This window comes from Aliiruegeria lutimaris, from assembly GCF_900099935.1.
Classification (GTDB): domain Bacteria; phylum Pseudomonadota; class Alphaproteobacteria; order Rhodobacterales; family Rhodobacteraceae; genus Tropicimonas; species Tropicimonas lutimaris.
Genome location: NZ_FNEK01000042.1, coordinates 1 through 14,780, shown reverse-complemented (window position 1 = coordinate 14,780; position 14,780 = coordinate 1). Strand labels below are relative to the sequence as shown.

General features: G+C 62.6%; 16 protein-coding genes and 1 pseudogene. 6 read left to right on the top strand and 11 right to left on the bottom strand.

Features of this window, described 5'->3' with window-relative positions; genetic code table 11:
• Nucleotides 1-77 precede the first annotated feature (77 nt).
• The gene (locus tag BLR85_RS17795; RefSeq protein WP_093159629.1) at nt 78-674 is read left to right on the top strand and encodes a 2-hydroxychromene-2-carboxylate isomerase; all 597 of its coding nucleotides are present in this window, start codon (nt 78-80) and stop codon (nt 672-674) included.
• A gap of 8 nt (nt 675-682) precedes the next feature.
• Nucleotides 683-1,462 carry an alpha/beta fold hydrolase gene (locus tag BLR85_RS17790; protein ID WP_093159624.1) on the top strand — a complete coding sequence of 260 codons (780 nt, stop codon included), beginning with the start codon at nt 683-685 and terminating at the stop codon, nt 1,460-1,462.
• On the opposite strand, the gene BLR85_RS17785 is transcribed toward BLR85_RS17790, so the two are convergent.
• The 10 genes from BLR85_RS17785 to BLR85_RS17740 form a co-directional block, all read right to left on the bottom strand.
• Nucleotides 1,459-2,091 (bottom strand): class I SAM-dependent DNA methyltransferase, encoded by a 633-nt coding sequence (locus BLR85_RS17785; RefSeq protein WP_093159619.1) that lies wholly within the window; start codon nt 2,089-2,091, stop codon nt 1,459-1,461. The genes BLR85_RS17790 and BLR85_RS17785 overlap by 4 nt on opposite strands.
• Before the next feature lie 383 nt (nt 2,092-2,474).
• Nucleotides 2,475-3,518, bottom strand: a complete 1,044-nt coding sequence (locus tag BLR85_RS17780) for a threonine aldolase family protein (protein WP_093159614.1) — start codon at nt 3,516-3,518, stop codon at nt 2,475-2,477.
• Nucleotides 3,519-3,575: 57 nt separating this feature from the next.
• Nucleotides 3,576-4,046, bottom strand: a complete 471-nt coding sequence (locus tag BLR85_RS17775; RefSeq protein WP_093159609.1) for a YcgN family cysteine cluster protein — start codon at nt 4,044-4,046, stop codon at nt 3,576-3,578.
• A complete protein-coding gene (locus BLR85_RS17770) occupies nt 4,039-5,034 on the bottom strand; it encodes a bifunctional riboflavin kinase/FAD synthetase (protein WP_093159707.1) in 996 nt (331 codons plus the stop codon). The genes BLR85_RS17775 and BLR85_RS17770 overlap by 8 nt, the downstream gene beginning before the upstream one ends.
• A 67-nt stretch (nt 5,035-5,101) precedes the next feature.
• A complete protein-coding gene (locus BLR85_RS17765; RefSeq protein ID WP_170844618.1) occupies nt 5,102-5,545 on the bottom strand; it encodes a MaoC family dehydratase in 444 nt (147 codons plus the stop codon).
• Between the two features lie 234 nt (nt 5,546-5,779).
• Nucleotides 5,780-6,649 (bottom strand): TIGR01459 family HAD-type hydrolase, encoded by an 870-nt coding sequence (locus tag BLR85_RS17760; protein ID WP_093159601.1) that lies wholly within the window; start codon nt 6,647-6,649, stop codon nt 5,780-5,782.
• Between the two features lie 99 nt (nt 6,650-6,748).
• Entirely contained in the window at nt 6,749-8,170 is a 1,422-nt protein-coding gene (locus tag BLR85_RS17755) for a coniferyl aldehyde dehydrogenase (RefSeq protein ID WP_093159597.1), read from the bottom strand.
• 154 nt (nt 8,171-8,324) lie between these two features.
• Nucleotides 8,325-9,245, bottom strand: coding sequence for a manganese-dependent inorganic pyrophosphatase (locus tag BLR85_RS17750; RefSeq protein ID WP_093159593.1), 921 nt, complete (start codon nt 9,243-9,245; stop codon nt 8,325-8,327).
• Nucleotides 9,246-9,424: 179 nt separating this feature from the next.
• Nucleotides 9,425-10,201 (bottom strand): glycerophosphodiester phosphodiesterase family protein, encoded by a 777-nt coding sequence (locus BLR85_RS17745; RefSeq protein WP_280138488.1) that lies wholly within the window; start codon nt 10,199-10,201, stop codon nt 9,425-9,427.
• A 396-nt stretch (nt 10,202-10,597) separates the two neighbouring features.
• Entirely contained in the window at nt 10,598-10,840 is a 243-nt protein-coding gene (locus BLR85_RS17740; RefSeq protein WP_139188441.1) for a hypothetical protein, read from the bottom strand.
• 563 nt (nt 10,841-11,403) lie between these two features.
• On the opposite strand from BLR85_RS17740, the gene BLR85_RS17735 reads away from it, so the two are divergent.
• From BLR85_RS17735 to BLR85_RS30500, 4 genes and pseudogenes are all read left to right on the top strand, one after another.
• On the top strand, nt 11,404-11,691 hold the full coding sequence (locus BLR85_RS17735) for a co-chaperone GroES (protein ID WP_068312434.1): 288 nt from the start codon (nt 11,404-11,406) through the stop codon (nt 11,689-11,691).
• 57 nt (nt 11,692-11,748) lie between these two features.
• Entirely contained in the window at nt 11,749-13,395 is a 1,647-nt protein-coding gene (gene groL / locus BLR85_RS17730) for a chaperonin GroEL (RefSeq protein ID WP_093159580.1), read from the top strand.
• A 129-nt stretch (nt 13,396-13,524) separates the two neighbouring features.
• A pseudogene (locus BLR85_RS30505) lies at nt 13,525-14,052 on the top strand (GGDEF domain-containing protein); the annotation flags it as partial.
• Between the two features lie 91 nt (nt 14,053-14,143).
• A complete protein-coding gene (locus BLR85_RS30500) occupies nt 14,144-14,446 on the top strand; it encodes a diguanylate cyclase domain-containing protein (protein ID WP_093159575.1) in 303 nt (100 codons plus the stop codon).
• A gap of 58 nt (nt 14,447-14,504) precedes the next feature.
• Here BLR85_RS30500 and BLR85_RS17715 read toward each other — a convergent pair.
• A partial coding sequence (locus BLR85_RS17715) for a transposase (RefSeq protein ID WP_139188440.1) occupies nt 14,505-14,780 on the bottom strand: 276 nt, incomplete at its 5' end.

Here is a 14,780-nt window from a genome sequence, read left to right as displayed (position 1 = left end):
TTTCTAGGAACCGAAGCATCACCCATTGTCAACTGCCACCGGGTCGCTAGGGTTGCAACGCTGACACGGAGAGGCCAATGCCGCAAATTGATTATTTCTTCTCGACACTTTCGCCCTTTACCTACCTGGCCGGCAACCGGCTGGAAGAGATCGCCGAGAAACACGGCGCGACGATTACCTACAAGCCGATGGATATCATCGCGCTCTTCCCGCGGACTGGCGGGACGGCACCGCCGGACCGGCACCCCTCCCGGCTGGAATACCGTATGCAGGAACTGAAGCGGGCGGCGAAGAAAACGGGCATGGCGATGAATTTCAAGCCGGCCTATTTCCCGACCAACGCCGCGCCATCCTCCTACGCCATCATCGCGGCGCAGAAATCGGGCGGCAATGTCGGCCCGCTGGTTCAGTCTTTCCTGCGCGCCGTCTGGGCCGAGGAAAAGGACATCGCCAGCGATGACGTTGTGCGCGAATGCCTCGGCAATGCCGGATTCGATCCCACGCTGGCCGATTCCGGCCTGCTGATGGGCGCAGAGACCTATGCCGCCAACCTTGAAGAGGCCGTCAATCGCGGTGTCTTCGGCTCGCCTTTCTATATCACGGAGACCGATGAACGTTTCTGGGGCCATGACCGGCTGGACGATCTGGACGCCTACCTGGCGGGAAGGCTCTGAGCGGCATCATGCGAAGCCTCGGGCACGGTCCGGAACCTGTCGTCGCGCTGCATTGCACGCTGGCCCATGGGGGTGTCTGGGCACCGATGACCGCCAATCTCTCCAATCAGGTCACAGTCCTGGCGCCGGATCTTCCGGGCCATGGCGACCGGCCGGATTGGGAGAGCGGCGGGGATTTCATGGCGGCCTCGCTCGAGACACTGGCGGAGCTTCCGCAGGAACCCTGCCATGTTCTGGGGCATTCCTTCGGGGCTGTCGTGGCGCTGGAATATGCGCTGCGCACGCCCGAACGGGTGTTGAGCCTGACGCTGGTCGAGCCGGTCCTGTTCGCGGCGGCGGCTTCCGCGCAGGGGCGCATGGAAGCGGCGAATGAATGGCGTGAGCTGGAGCGCCTCTCTCACGCGCAGGACCGCGAGGCCGCTGCGAAATACTTTACCGATACCTGGGGCGCGGGCCTTCCCTGGGAGTGTCTCCCACGTCCTGCACGGGCTCGTATCGTCGAGCAGATCCATATCGTGACGGATCAGACCGCGACCCTGCACCATGACGGTGCCGGGATCCTCTCGCCCGGTCGGCTGGAGGCGCTGACTGTCCCGGTAACCATCGTGTCGGGGTCGGACAGCCCGGACGTCGTCAGGGATATTGCCGGGGCACTGGCCAGCCGCATGCCACGTGCCCGCCGCGTGGAGATCGACGGGGCCGGGCATATGCTGCCGCTGAACCATCCGGCTGAAATGGCCGATGTGCTAGGCCAGTCCATCGAGGCCGGGCGTGTGCCTTTCTCCTAGGCGGGCTTGCGAGCAATGACGAAGACGGCCTTCATCGAGTCGTCATCCGGCTGCCAATTCTCCTCGATCTCAAAACCCGCCGTGGTGAGCGCGTCGATCAATCCGTTGCGGCTGAAGGCATGGATCCTGGGCAGCAATCCGAGCAGGTTTCCCAGCGGCAACAGGGTATTCGTCAAGAGCCGGGCCTGGCCTTCGAGGCACATTGTCGAACTGACGAAAACGCCACCGGGTTTGAGCAGGCGATGGACCTTGCCGATCACGGCATCCCGGTCATCGACAAGGTGCAGGATGCTCATGCCGAGCACCGCGTCATAGATGCCATCCTCGGCGTCGAGCGTGTCGATGGCATCCACGTCGAAGGTGGCGTTTGGCACCGCGCCCGCGTCCAGTTTCTCGCGGCAGATGTCGATCATTTTCGGCGCGGAATCGATGCCGCGAATACTGGCGACATGCGGCGCGTGTTCCAGCGCTGTCGATCCGGTGCCGCAGCCGAATTCCAGCACGTTCCAGTCAGGTTGAAGAACAGCCTGTGTCCGCCGCAGCTTTTCGCGGTAGGCCGCCTCGTCCCGAATGGGAGTGCGGGCATATCGCCGGGCAATCCAGTTCCAGAATCGGTGAGAATGCGCCATGAAAACTCCGTTTATCGAAATACCCGCTCGGTCTAGCCCGGTCTTGTTTCCCGGGCAATCGACGGTTTCGTGACAGACTTGCCCCGAATGGACCCATGCGGTCCCGCCTGACGTTCAAGGGCGCGCGCTTCGCGCGCGAACGATCCTTCGGATCGTGCCTTCGGATCGTGCGCCCGGCAGGGCATTGCCGGCCTCGCGCCTCCCTGAATACGCTGAACCCGGAGAAGGAGGATGAAAGACAAAACTCAAATCATCTTTCCTCAAATATCCTGGGGGGAGCGCTCGCAAGAGCGCGGGGGGGCGAAGCCCCCGAATCTGTCCGGAAACGGTGCGACGGATGCCGAACCGACATTGTCCGCGGTTCCACGCGAAACGCGCTCTGCTCAGAGCAGGGAGAGGAAACGCTCCGTATCGGACGGATTTGCGGACCAGTCGGTCACGAACCGCGCGGCGATCCGTTCATCTTCCGCGCCACTTTCCAGGTAGCCATTCCAGAGGTGGTACTCGGCACCAGCCGCGAAGAGGCGCCTATGTGTGCTACGCGGCAGGCGGGCGAAGAGGATATTTGCCTCGGGGCGGTACATCAGGTTTGCGCCCGGTGCCTCGCGGAACCCGTCAGCCAGATTCTGGCAGGCGGCATTGGCCGCCGCGGCCATGTCCAGCCAGAGATTGTCGGTGAGATAGGCCTGCATCTGCGCCGCGAGGTAGCGGTGCTTGGAAAACAGATGCGCCCCGCGTTTGCGCCGAAGCTGAAACTCCGTGTCGCGCGCCGGATCGAACAGGATCGCGGCCTCGACTCCCATCAGGCCGTTCTTGGTGCCGCCGAAGCTCAGCATGTCGATGCCGGCTTTCCACGTCATCTCGGCCGGGCTGCAGCCGAGGGTGGACAGTGCGTTGGCAAAACGCGCACCGTCCATATGGGTCCTGAGGCGGAACTCCCGCGCGACCTCTGTCAGCGCGCAGAGTTCTTCGAGCGTGTGCACCGTGCCCTTTTCAGTGGCCTGTGTCAGCGAAACGGGGCCGCGTTGCGGGCCGTGCACGCCGCGCGTCTCTTCCGCCTCGATGGCGGCGCGCAGGCCCGCCGGTGACATCTTGCCGTCCTCGGTCGGAACCAGCGTCAGCTTCGCACCGCCGCAGTAGAATTCGGGCGCGTTGCACTCGTCCTCGTGGATATGGGAGACGCGGCTGCAGAAGATCGTGTCCCAGGGTGCCGTGTGGCTGGCCAGCAGGAGCGAATTCGCCGCCGTACCCGTGGCGACCAGATGTACCACGGCGTCGGGCGCCTCGAAGATCTCGCGGATCTGGTTGGTGACTTCCCGGGTCAGGGCTTCGGCGCCATAGGCGGGTGCATAGCCCTCGTTGGCGCGCAGGAGCGCTTCCATGACCTTGGGGTGAACGGGGCCGGTATTGTCGGAGGCATAATGCATGGGCCAAGCCCTAGCGCTGACAGAAAGATTCGGAAAGGGGGCCTGCGGCTGGTGGGGCTAGAATTCGCCCTCGAAGAGGTAGTCCTCCCAATCCTCCTCGGGGGTGTCGAATTCCGACACCGTGATGTGCCGGACCGAGATGCCCGCTGTGTGCACCATGTTGCGATCCCCCGAGACGAGGTAGTGCCAGCTGGGCAGCGGCTTGCCTTCGGCCAGCAAGCGGTAGGCGCAGGTGGAGGGCATCCAGTAGGCGTTGGTCTGGATATTCTCGGAGGTGAGCGTCACGCAGTCGGGCACGAACTGGTGGCGGTTCTCGTAATGGGCGCATCGGCAGGTGTCGTCGTCCAGCAGGCGGCACGCCACTCGGGTGAAGGCGACCTCGCCGGTATCGGCATCTTCGAGCTTGTTCAGGCAGCATTTGCCACAGCCGTCGCAGAGCGCTTCCCATTCCGGCTGGGTCAGCTTCTCAAGCGGCAGCTTTTCCCAGAATCGCGGTCGCAGCGTGGGAAGGCGTCTCGCTTCAGACATCGATCTGGAAACTCCCAATGGCCTCGCGCGGGAAGCCCACGAGCGGGACTTGCGAGAGGATCTCGCGGGCTTTGTCCTCGTCGCGCCGGATCTGGGCGACAAGAGCGTCCACGCCGTCGAACTTCATCTCCGGGCGCAGGAATTGCACGAGGCCGACCGAGAGATGCTCGTCGTAGAGCTCACCCTTGAAGTCGAAAAGGTGCGTTTCGAGATTGGGCAGGTTTTCCCCGAACATCGGCCGGATGCCGAGCGAAGAAACCCCGCGGTAGTGGCCGGCATGCGGCCCGGTGACGACCTCGACCAGCACCGCGTAGACGCCGAATTTCGGCGGGTGGATGCCGGAAATATCCATGTTCGCCGTCGGGTAGCCGAGGTTGCGGCCACGTTTCTCGCCATGCAGGACCGGGCCTTCGATGCGGTGCCAGTGCCCGAGCATCGCTGCCGCCTTGTGCGGGACGCCGTCGTGCAGCGCATTGCGGATGGCGGTGGAGGAGACCCGCTCGCCGCCGCCGGCCAGCCCGAGCAGCTCGGCGATCGTCACGGCGAAGCCGTGTTTCTGACCGGCCTGCCGGAGGGTTTCGGTATTGCCGGCGCGTCCCTTGCCGTAGCAGAAATCCGCGCCGACGGTCACGCCCGAGACGCCGAGCCCATTGACGAGGATCTTCTCGCTGAATTCGGCTTCGGCGAGACCGAAAAGGGCGGCGTCGAAGGGAATTTCATAGAGCAGATCAACGCCGAGCTTGCTCAGGCGGTGCGCCTTGGCCTCGGAGTTCATCAGGCGGAAAGGGGGATCGTCGGGGCGGAACACTTCGCGCGGATGCGGCTCGAAGGTCAGCACCGCGAGCGGAGCGCCCTGCGCATCGGCACTTTTCTTGGTCAGTTCCAGAACCGCCTGGTGGCCAAGATGCACGCCATCGAAATTGCCGATCGCAGTATATGCACCGCGCTCAGCCTGGGTTATCCGGGAAAGAGACGTGATCCGCTTCATGCGCATCCCCTAGCTGCGGGGCTGGGCAAGCGCAAGCACCCGATCACCGCCTCGGGGCCGGGTTCGGTCAGTCCAGCTTGCGCGAAGGCGCCAGCACATTGGCTTCGCCGCGCAGAACGGGTTTGCCGTCGATCAGCGCCTGGGTCCAGAGCTTGACCTTGCGCTTCTTGTGATCGATTTCGGCCACTTCGACCTCGACATTGACCATGTCGCCCGGACGCACCGGCGCCATGAATTTCAGCGTCTGGCCGAGATAGATCGTGCCATGGCCCGGAAGCTGCTCGCCGATCACGGCCGAGATAAGGCCGGCGGTCAGCATGCCATGCGCGATACGGCCGTGGAAAATCGTTTCCTTGGCGTATTCCTCGTCGAGATGGACCGGATTGTGATCGGTCGAGACCTCGGCAAACTTCTCGATATCTTCTTCCGTGATCAGCTTGGTCAGGCCACGCTTCATCCCGACTTCCAGGTCTTCCAGGAAAATCGTGCCACGGGGATCGTTGTCGAGCATCATGACTGTCCTTTGAGTTGCTGGCTACTTTCCTAGCGGATTTTGGTGTCCGCCGCAATGCAGAAAGAAATAATATGCAAGGCTGCTATGCGCTGGGAGCAACAAAATTACAAGATCTCTGTCTGTCAAGGCGCCTATGGTCTAAATCGACAGGTGGCGGTCATGTATTGCGCTAACGATGCCGCGCTGCGGCGCTAACATTTGGCAATTGCAGAAAGTCTGCTCCATTTGCGGTCAGCGGAAAAAGCCCATGGCATACGTTACGGCCATCTGGTGAAGCGCGAGATAAGCCTCGAGCGCCTCCGGTTCGGGCTGACGTTGCGTCAGGGTTTCCTTCGCGGCCAGCCCGCCGGTGATGAAGACCACATCGAGTCCCTCGCCGACGGCCCCTTTGACGTCGGTCGCGATTCCATCGCCGATGCAGACGATTCGATCATCCGGCACCACGGCCAGTTCGGCCAACCGGCGGCGGGCGAGGTCATAGATCGCCGGGTGCGGCTTGCCGAAATAGAGGCTTTCGCCGCCCATCTCGGTATAGAGCTTGGCCAGCGCGCCGGCGCAGTATTCGCGCTTGTGGCCGCGATCGACGATGACATCGGGATTGGCGCAAAGCAGCTTGAGCCCCTTGGTCTTGGCATAAAGGAATTGCGCGCGCATCTCCTCCGGTTCGCCATCGGGGTGGAACAGCCCGGTCACGACCATGCTGTCGGCCTCCTCAAGCGGAACGCGGGTGATTTTCTGGGGGGTCTCGACCATGTGCAGCGGCTCGAAGAAGGGCAGGTCGCGCTCCTCGCCGATATGGTAGACCTTGTTGCCCACGGCACCGGAAAAGAGCGCAAGACGGGCGGAGTCGCCGGAGGTCGCGATCGTGTCGTAGCAATCGCTCGGGACGTTGAAATGCTCCAACTGTGCGGCAATCGAGGCGCGCGGGCGCGGAGCGTTGGTGAGCAGCACGACCTTGCCGCCCCGGGCGCGGAAGCTCCGGCAGGCGGCGACGGCCTCCTCGTAGGCGGTCAGACCGTTATGCATGCAGCCCCACAGGTCCACGAAGGCGGCGTCATACATGGAAGAGACTTCGGCGAAGTTTTCGATGATGCGGGTCATGGGGCCTCCGGAACAATTGGGGGCGCTATCATAGCCGCCCGGCAGGGCTATAGCGCAGCCAACGGGTTGCCGATAGGGCCAGTGGAAAGGCGCGGCACCTCAACGCAGCATGAATTTCGTCGCGAAGCGGGCCAAACGGCCATATGGGGAGTGCAGCAGGCGGGAGACGTGACGTTTGCCGGGGTGGAAGCTGCCCTTGGCATGGCTGAGGCGGCGGAACCCCTCGACACCGTGATAGGCGCCGATGCCGCTGTCGCCGACGCCGCCAAAGGGCAGGCTTTCCACGGCGTAATGCAGCATGCACCCATTCACCGTGACATTGCCGGAGGTGGTCCGTTGCAGCACATTGTCAACCGCGGCCCGGTCCTTGCCATATATATAAAGTGCGAGCGGGCGCGGGCGGGCATTCACGAAATCGATGGAATCCGCGACGGACTCGCGGGCGATGACGGGCAGGAAGGGGCCGAAAATCTCCTCCTGCATGATCCGCATCTCGGGCGTGGCATCGAGCACGAGCGCGGGCGAAAGCGCGCGGGGATGCGCGCTATTGCTGCCCGCTGGGAAGGCCTCGACGATCCGGGCGCCCTTGGCGCGGGCATCCTCCAGCAGGTCCCGCAGACGGGCGAGGTGCCGCTCGCTGATGATCGTCGTCAGGTTCGGATCGGCCAGGCCGCCGGGGAAGCTCTCACGAATCTTCGCGATCAGAGCCTCGCTTAGCGGTTCCACCTGATCGCGAAGCGCCAATAGGTAGTCGGGCGCGATACAGGTCTGTCCGGCATTCACCGTCTTGGCAAAGGCGAGGTCGCGCGCGAGCAGGTCGAGATCGGCATCGGGGGCGAGGATGACCGGGGATTTGCCGCCGAGTTCGAGAGTCACGGGCGTGAGGGTGTCGGCAGCCGCGCGCATGACATGGCGCCCGACGGCGGTGGAACCGGTGAAGAGCAGGTGGTCGAAGGGCAGGGCGGAGAAGGCCGCGGCCACATCCGCCCCGCCGGTGAGCACCGCGACCTCTTCCTGCGGGAAGATTCCGTCGAGCATGTCTCGCAGCACGTCCGCCGTGGCGGGGGCCAGTTCGGACGGCTTGATCATGGCGCGATTACCCGCGGCGAGCGCGGTTGCCAGTGGGACCAGCGTCAGCGCAACCGGGTAGTTCCAGGCCGACATGATGCCGACCACACCGAGCGGCTGGTAATGAACGCGCGCGCGCCCCGGCCGCATCAGCCAGCTCACCGGGCGATGTTTTGGCGCCATCCAGCGTTTCAGGTTGGCACGCATATGGTGGATCGCCTGCACCGTCGGGCCGAGGTCGATCAGCGAGGTTTCCACCGGGGCGCGATTGCCGAAATCGGCCATGGCGGCGGATTGCAGGCGCTTGCTCTCGCTTCGGATGGCGTTCTTCAGCCGTTTCAATGCGTCGCGGCGCGCGTTGAGATCGGGCGCACCTGCTTGAAGAAAGGCGGCGCGTTGCGCGGCGAGCATGTCGATGCCTGTGGAAAATTCCGGCGTGGTTCCGTCCGCCATTTGGGACTCCCTGCTTCTGTCAGGCAGAAGATGGGGGTGGCAGCGCCGCCGGTCAACGACGCCGCAGCGTCGCCTTGTGTCGGTCGGGAGGAATATCCAGGCCGAGCATAGCCGGCCGCCGCGATCTCGGGCGGCCGGCAATCGTGTCAGGTCATCAGACCTTGAGGTTCGGAATGATCTGCTTCTTGCGGCTCAGGATGCCGGGCAGCACGACGCTGTCGCCTTCGACGGTGGCGCCGAAGCTCTTCTCGGCGACTGTCTTGACCACGTCATTCGGGATCAGCAGCGTGGCTTCTTCCTTCAGGATGTCGATGACGAAGAGCAGGACGTGGTCCACGCCGTCCTCTTCACAGACGGTCTTCATCGTTTCCACGATGGAGGCCTTGCGGTCGAGCGGGATCTGCGGCGCGGTGGTTTCCAGCACCGAGACGCGGAATTTCACGCCGTCAATCTCGTTGATCTTGGAATCCATCCGGATCAGTTCTGCGTCGGAGAACTCGGAGACGTCGGATTTGGCTTCGAACATCTCGGAGGCATAGGCACCCATTTCGATGCCCAGATCGGCGGCGAGCTTCTCGGCCAGCGACTTGTCGTGATCGGTGGTGGTCGGCGAGCGGAATTCCATCGTGTCCGACAGGATGCAGGAGAGCATCGCGCCCTTGATCGCGGCGGGCATCTTGGCGGCATCGTCGCCCATCAGGTCGTACATGATGGTGGCGGTGCAGGCGAGCGGGCGCATGGTGATGTCGATCGGCGACTTGGTCTCGATACCACCGGTCAGCTTGTGGTGGTCTATGATCTGGAGCAGGTCGCAGGAATTGATGTCCGCGGGCAGCTCGGCAGGGTTGTTGGTGTCGACCACGACGCAGGGCGCGCCTTCGCCGGCGGCCTCGATGATCTCTGGCTTGTCCAGCGACCAGCGCTCCAGCACGAAGGCGGCCTCGGTGTTGGGCTCGCCAAGCAGCTTGGCTTCGGCGGGCGTGCCTTTGATTTCGGAGAGATACCAGGCCCAGATGATGGGTGAGCCGGTGGAATCGGTGTCGGGGGCCTTGTGGCCGAAAACCTTGATAGTCATGAGGCAATTTCCGTCGTCAGGGGTACAAATCGCCGTCCTTGTAGCGGGAAGGCGGCGCGCTGTCATGGGGCGATTGGGCGCGGCGGCAAGAAAATGCTGCGTTGCGGCGTGGCCTTGCCTGTCGCGAGTTTCTGCTTGCCAGTTGTCTGATGAACCTGTGCCAGACTTCCGTCCTCGCTTCATCTGCCCAGAAGTTCGAGGACCGCTTCGGGCTGGCTCGTCAAAACGGAGTGGCCGCCTTCGAGCACACTCAGCCACGGGGCCGGATCGTTGCGCTCGACAAGCGCGTGGTCCTCGTTCGACGCCCAACCGGACACAGCCAGGTGCAGGTCGAGATCCTCCAGTCGCCCAAGGAATTCAGGGGTCAGCCCCTTGCTTCTTGCGACGACCATTTGAAGATGCGCGCCGAGTTGTCCGGCCACGGCTTCGAGATCCGCCAGATAGTCGGTCGACCCGTACATGACGACGGCAACACCCAGTCCGGACAGGTCTGCCATTTCGCGGAGCTTTGTCTGGGTGGTGCCCGGATAATACAGTTCGAACAACAACAGGTTGCGGGTCTCGTGGTTTTCGAGAGTCGTTGCGAGGCTCTCGACGTCATAGGATTTCAGGCCCAGGCTCACGAGGAGTCGCCTGTCGATCAGGTCAAGTGCCTCGTCCAAAGTGGGTATCGGGTAGGCGCCCGCGATATTCTCGCCCACGACCCGCAGTTGCCTGATCTCGTCGAGCGTGAAGTCGCCGACATAATCCTTGCCGCCACGCTGCTCGCGTGTTGGGCCGCCGGGTGGCCCGGCCGAGAAGACCAACTCCACATTGGTTGTACGATTCAGGGTCTGGTCATGCATGAGCACGTAGTGGCCGTCTGCGGTCAACTGTGGGTTGAGGTGGATCATGTCTACACCTCGATCAATTCCGTACTGAATCCACGGCAGGGTATTTTCGGGGTGACCGCCCATATGAGCGCTTCGGTGCGCGATGACCATTGGGGGCTGCCCCTTGGCCAACCGATCTTCCAACGCGACTTGGGCCTGGCATGTTCCATGCAGACACGTCACCAATACCAAAGCGGCCAAATTGAGCCTCGACATGACATCCCCCGGAATGACCCTGCTCGGTTCTTCCGCATTGGCCTTGCGGCACCAACAGAGAATAGCATGGCCCGTACGAATGCACGTTGACCTCGGTCACTCGTGCGACCGGAATATCCCCCGATACGTTGCCCGGCGCAGCCGGTCTGTGGTCCGCGACTGGTACACCTGCCAACTTCCGGCGAAAAAAAGCCGAACGACCTGTCATGTGGTGGCAAAGGTGCCGCCCGAGACACAAAGCCTGGGCGGCACCCGTTGACCGCGTCATGGCGTCGGCATGGCGCGGAGCCAGCCGACCCAGCGGGGTAACCAAACCCGGAGCCGCCGCATGGGCCGGGGCTTCGCCGGAGCCTCGCGCGCTGCATTGTCCAGCATCTCGGCAATCTCCGCGCGCACGGCCGGGCTGTCGGGCAGGGTGGTCGTCGCGTGCAAAAGGAAGCTGTCACGTCGGAAACGTTCAGTGTTCGTCTCGTTCAGAAGAGTGATGTCGATAATGGGCGGATTCATCGTGAGCCTCGTAATCCGAAAATTCATGTTCATGGCCGGCCGATTGGCCGAAATGGGACGCATTATCCCGGCGTCGGAAAGAAACACTGGTGCATGTCATGAAAGACACCTCGCTCGTTGGGTTTGTGCATGGATGCTCCGCCGAGGGCGGAGCCAAAAGGGAAAGGAGGGTCTCCGGGGAGCCAAACTCGAAACGGATCACTCAAAAGCCGAAGCGGCGGTAGAACGCTTGCGCGTGTCCAGGGGCGTCAGGGGCGGTTGGGAAATCTGCAAGGAGGACAGCCCGCGCGGGGCGCATGGCCGGAGAGCTGGGGCCTGTTCAGCAGGCGTGGGTAAGGGTGCTCATCATATTTGGTCCTCCTGTCGCAAGACGCGCAGTGCGGATCGGCTAGCACGCATGTTCGTAGCCATCCATAGGTGGTCCGAACGAAATTCGATTTCGTGGCTTTTTTGCAAAGGAAGCTGTTGACTCGATTGGTGCGCTTGCCTACATCCATCGCGTTAGCACTCACGGTTGGTGAGTGACAAAAATCGAAACACCTAGAACGTAGGAGCGTTCCGACATGGCATTTACTCCGCTGCATGACCGGGTTCTGGTCGAGCGTGTCGAAAGCGACGAGAAAACCGCTGGCGGCCTGATCATCCCCGACTCTGCCAAGGAAAAGCCTGCCGAGGGCATGATTATTGCCTGCGGCGAAGGTGCCCGCAAGGACAGCGGCGAGCTGATCCCGATGGGTGTCAAGGAAGGTGACAAGGTTCTGTTCGGCAAGTGGTCCGGCACGGAAGTCACCGTCGACGGCAAAGAACTGCTGATCATGAAGGAAAGCGACATCCTGGGGATCATTTCCTGATCTCCGGGCTTGCGCCACACCCTTCCACGAAATTCAAGTATTCAGGAGTAGCAACCAATGGCTGCTAAGGACGTCAAGTTCGAATCCGAAGCCCGTAACAAGATGCTGCGCGGCGTCAACATCCTGGCCGACGCGGTCAAGGTGACCCTCGGCCCGAAAGGCCGTAACGTCGTCATCGAGAAGTCCTTCGGTGCCCCGCGCATCACCAAGGACGGTGTGACCGTCGCCAAGGAAATCGAACTGGAAGACAAGTTCGAGAACATGGGCGCCCAGATGGTGAAGGAAGTCGCTTCCCGCACCAATGACGAGGCCGGCGACGGAACCACCACCGCCACCGTTCTCGCCCAGGCGATCATCCGCGAAGGCCTCAAGTCGGTTGCCGCCGGCATGAACCCGATGGACCTCAAGCGCGGCATCGACCTCGCCGTTGCCAAGGTCATTGAGAACATCAAGTCCTCTGCCCGTGACGTGACCGACAGCGACGAAGTCGCCCAGGTTGGTACCATTTCCGCCAACGGCGAAGCCGAAATCGGCCGTCAGATCGCCGACGCGATGCAGAAGGTCGGCAACGAGGGTGTCATCACCGTCGAGGAGAACAAGGGCCTTGAGACCGAGACCGAGGTCGTCGAGGGCATGCAGTTCGATCGCGGCTACCTCTCGCCCTACTTCGTCACCAACCCTGACAAGATGATTGCCGAGCTGGAAGACTGCCTCATCCTGCTGCACGAGAAGAAGCTCTCCTCGCTGCAGCCGATGGTTCCGCTGCTGGAAACCGTCATCCAGTCCTCCAAACCGCTCCTGATCATCGCTGAAGACGTCGAAGGCGAGGCTCTGGCCACGCTCGTCGTCAACAAGCTGCGTGGCGGCCTCAAGATCGCTGCCGTCAAGGCTCCGGGCTTCGGCGATCGCCGCAAGGCCATGCTGCAGGACATCGCGATCCTGACCGGCGGCCAGGTCATCTCCGAAGATCTCGGCATGAAGCTGGAGAATGTCACCATCGACATGCTCGGCTCCGCCAAGAAGATCGCCATCACCAAGGACGAGACCACCATCGTCGACGGCAATGGCGAGAAGGCCGAGATCGAAGCCCGCGTGGCCCAGATCCGTCAGCAGATCGAAGAGACCACTTCGGATTACGACCGCGAGAAGCTTCAGGAACGTGTTGCCAAGCTGGCCGGCGGCGTTGCCGTCATCCGCGTCGGCGGCATGACCGAAGTCGAAGTGAAGGAGCGCAAGGACCGCGTCGATGACGCGCTGAACGCGACCCGCGCTGCTGTTCAGGAAGGTGTTGTCGTCGGTGGCGGCGTTGCGCTGCTGCACGGTGCCAAGGCCCTTGAGGGCATGGTAGGCGCCAACTCCGACCAGAACGCCGGTATCACCATCGTGCGCAAGGCGCTTGAGGCGCCGCTGCGCCAGATCGCCGAGAACTCCGGTGTCGACGGTTCGGTTGTTGCCGGCAAGATCCGCGAAAGCTCCGATCCGACCTTCGGCTTCAACGCCCAGACCGAAGAATATGGCGACATGTTCAAGTTCGGCGTGATCGACCCGGCCAAAGTTGTCCGCACCGCGCTGGAAGACGCTGCTTCCGTCGCGTCCCTGCTGATCACCACCGAGGCCATGGTTGCCGACAAGCCCGAGAAGCCGGGTTCCGGCGGCGGCATGCCCGACATGGGCGGCATGGGCGGCATGGGCGGCATGATGTAATCACGCCGTCTGCACGCCAGACATCGGGAAGGGGTCGCGTTTCGCGGCCCCTTTTCCTTTTTTTCGTCCGGTCGCCGTTCTTGAGCTTTCCTTAAGGAGCCACTGCGTAAGGTCCATTCGGAGGAACGGATGATGCGGATATACGACCTTCTGGACAGGATTTTCCCGGGCTCTTACGCGGCCAAGTTCGGTCTCGTCCTCGGGCTCGTGCTGGCCTGCCCGCTTCTGGCCGCATTGCTGATACCTCCGAACGGAGCGGAAGGTTCCATCGCGCTGTTCTCGGCGACCGTGATGGGTGGAATGGGTGCTTTTCGTGCCATTCTGGGGCTCCTGTCTCCGCTTTCACGAGTCGCGGCCTCGCTTCAACGGATCGAGGCGGGGCATCGGGCGCGGCTTCTGCCGGTTGGACACCGGGACGAGATGGGCTTCCTGATGGAATGCACGAATCGCCTTGCCGCCGGCCTGGAGACGCATCTCGAACTGGCATCGGAAAAAGCCGACAGGGATGCGATGACGGGGCTTCTCAACCGTCGCGGAATTGAACGCTGGATTCCGTCGCTGCAACTCGGAGCGTTCATCATGATCGGTCTCGACCACTTCGAGCAGGTCCAGAACAGTCATGGTCGCCATGCCGGGGACAGTCTCTTGATCCAGGTAGCCGATCTGCTGGGAGCGACGGTCCGGCAGCGGGACATATTGGCCAGAATTGGGGGGGGCGGACTTCCTTGTCTGCCTTCCGGGAGCCGGGATGGAACAGGCGCGGCAGACGGCGGAGCGAATCCACATGGTGCTCGAAGACAGGATCCACCTAGGCGAGCAGGTCATGACGGCGTCTATCGGCGTTGCCTGCAGGGAACGTGGCGTTGCCGATCTGACGGTTGTCGAGGCGGCGGACCAGGCCATGCAGGCGGCTCGGACGGCTGGGCGCAACAGGATCGTTTGCGCCGGGTTGCTCTCCGCGGCCGCGTCGACCGAGGCTCGATCATGCGCGGGAGCACCAGCCAGAGGGCCGCGGGCGCAACGAATGGCAGCTCTCCGACGATTCCGTTGAAAAACAATGCGCTGCAAGTCAGAAAATTGGCTTCAAAAAACGGTGTGAGCGCCTTTGTTCATGGCGCTTTCGGCAATGCTGCAGGTGCAGGAAGGAGCTTGGCGAGTTTCCTGAGGTTCTGTGCGGTGGCTGCGAGGAGGAATTCATCGTTGGCGCCGTTTGGACCGCGTAGTCGGAGCCGGTTGAGGCCGAGTATCCGCTTCAGATGGGCGAACAGCATCTCGACCTTCTTCCGCAGCTTCATGGCGATCTCGTATTGGTCGGTTTTGGCGAGGTCTCGGGCTGTCTGACGGGCGTCTTCGTGTTCTTCGCGCGTGATGGATCGGAAATCCGC

Bases quoted from the DNA above. Each gene is read 5' to 3' on its own strand.
- BLR85_RS17795 (WP_093159629.1), top strand. From the start codon at position 78: ATGCCGCAAATTGATTATTTCTTCTCGACACTTTCGCCCTTTACCTAC.
- BLR85_RS17790 (WP_093159624.1), top strand. From the start codon at position 683: ATGCGAAGCCTCGGGCACGGTCCGGAACCTGTCGTCGCGCTGCATTGC.
- BLR85_RS17785 (WP_093159619.1), bottom strand. From the start codon at position 2,091: ATGGCGCATTCTCACCGATTCTGGAACTGGATTGCCCGGCGATATGCC.
- BLR85_RS17780 (WP_093159614.1), bottom strand. From the start codon at position 3,518: ATGCATTATGCCTCCGACAATACCGGCCCCGTTCACCCCAAGGTCATG.
- BLR85_RS17775 (WP_093159609.1), bottom strand. From the start codon at position 4,046: ATGTCTGAAGCGAGACGCCTTCCCACGCTGCGACCGCGATTCTGGGAA.
- BLR85_RS17770 (WP_093159707.1), bottom strand. From the start codon at position 5,034: ATGAAGCGGATCACGTCTCTTTCCCGGATAACCCAGGCTGAGCGCGGT.
- BLR85_RS17765 (WP_170844618.1), bottom strand. From the start codon at position 5,545: ATGCTCGACAACGATCCCCGTGGCACGATTTTCCTGGAAGACCTGGAA.
- BLR85_RS17760 (WP_093159601.1), bottom strand. From the start codon at position 6,649: ATGACCCGCATCATCGAAAACTTCGCCGAAGTCTCTTCCATGTATGAC.
- BLR85_RS17755 (WP_093159597.1), bottom strand. From the start codon at position 8,170: ATGGCGGACGGAACCACGCCGGAATTTTCCACAGGCATCGACATGCTC.
- BLR85_RS17750 (WP_093159593.1), bottom strand. From the start codon at position 9,245: ATGACTATCAAGGTTTTCGGCCACAAGGCCCCCGACACCGATTCCACC.
- BLR85_RS17745 (WP_280138488.1), bottom strand. From the start codon at position 10,201: ATGGGCGGTCACCCCGAAAATACCCTGCCGTGGATTCAGTACGGAATT.
- BLR85_RS17740 (WP_139188441.1), bottom strand. From the start codon at position 10,840: ATGAATCCGCCCATTATCGACATCACTCTTCTGAACGAGACGAACACT.
- BLR85_RS17735 (WP_068312434.1), top strand. From the start codon at position 11,404: ATGGCATTTACTCCGCTGCATGACCGGGTTCTGGTCGAGCGTGTCGAA.
- groL (WP_093159580.1), top strand. From the start codon at position 11,749: ATGGCTGCTAAGGACGTCAAGTTCGAATCCGAAGCCCGTAACAAGATG.
- BLR85_RS30500 (WP_093159575.1), top strand. From the start codon at position 14,144: ATGGAACAGGCGCGGCAGACGGCGGAGCGAATCCACATGGTGCTCGAA.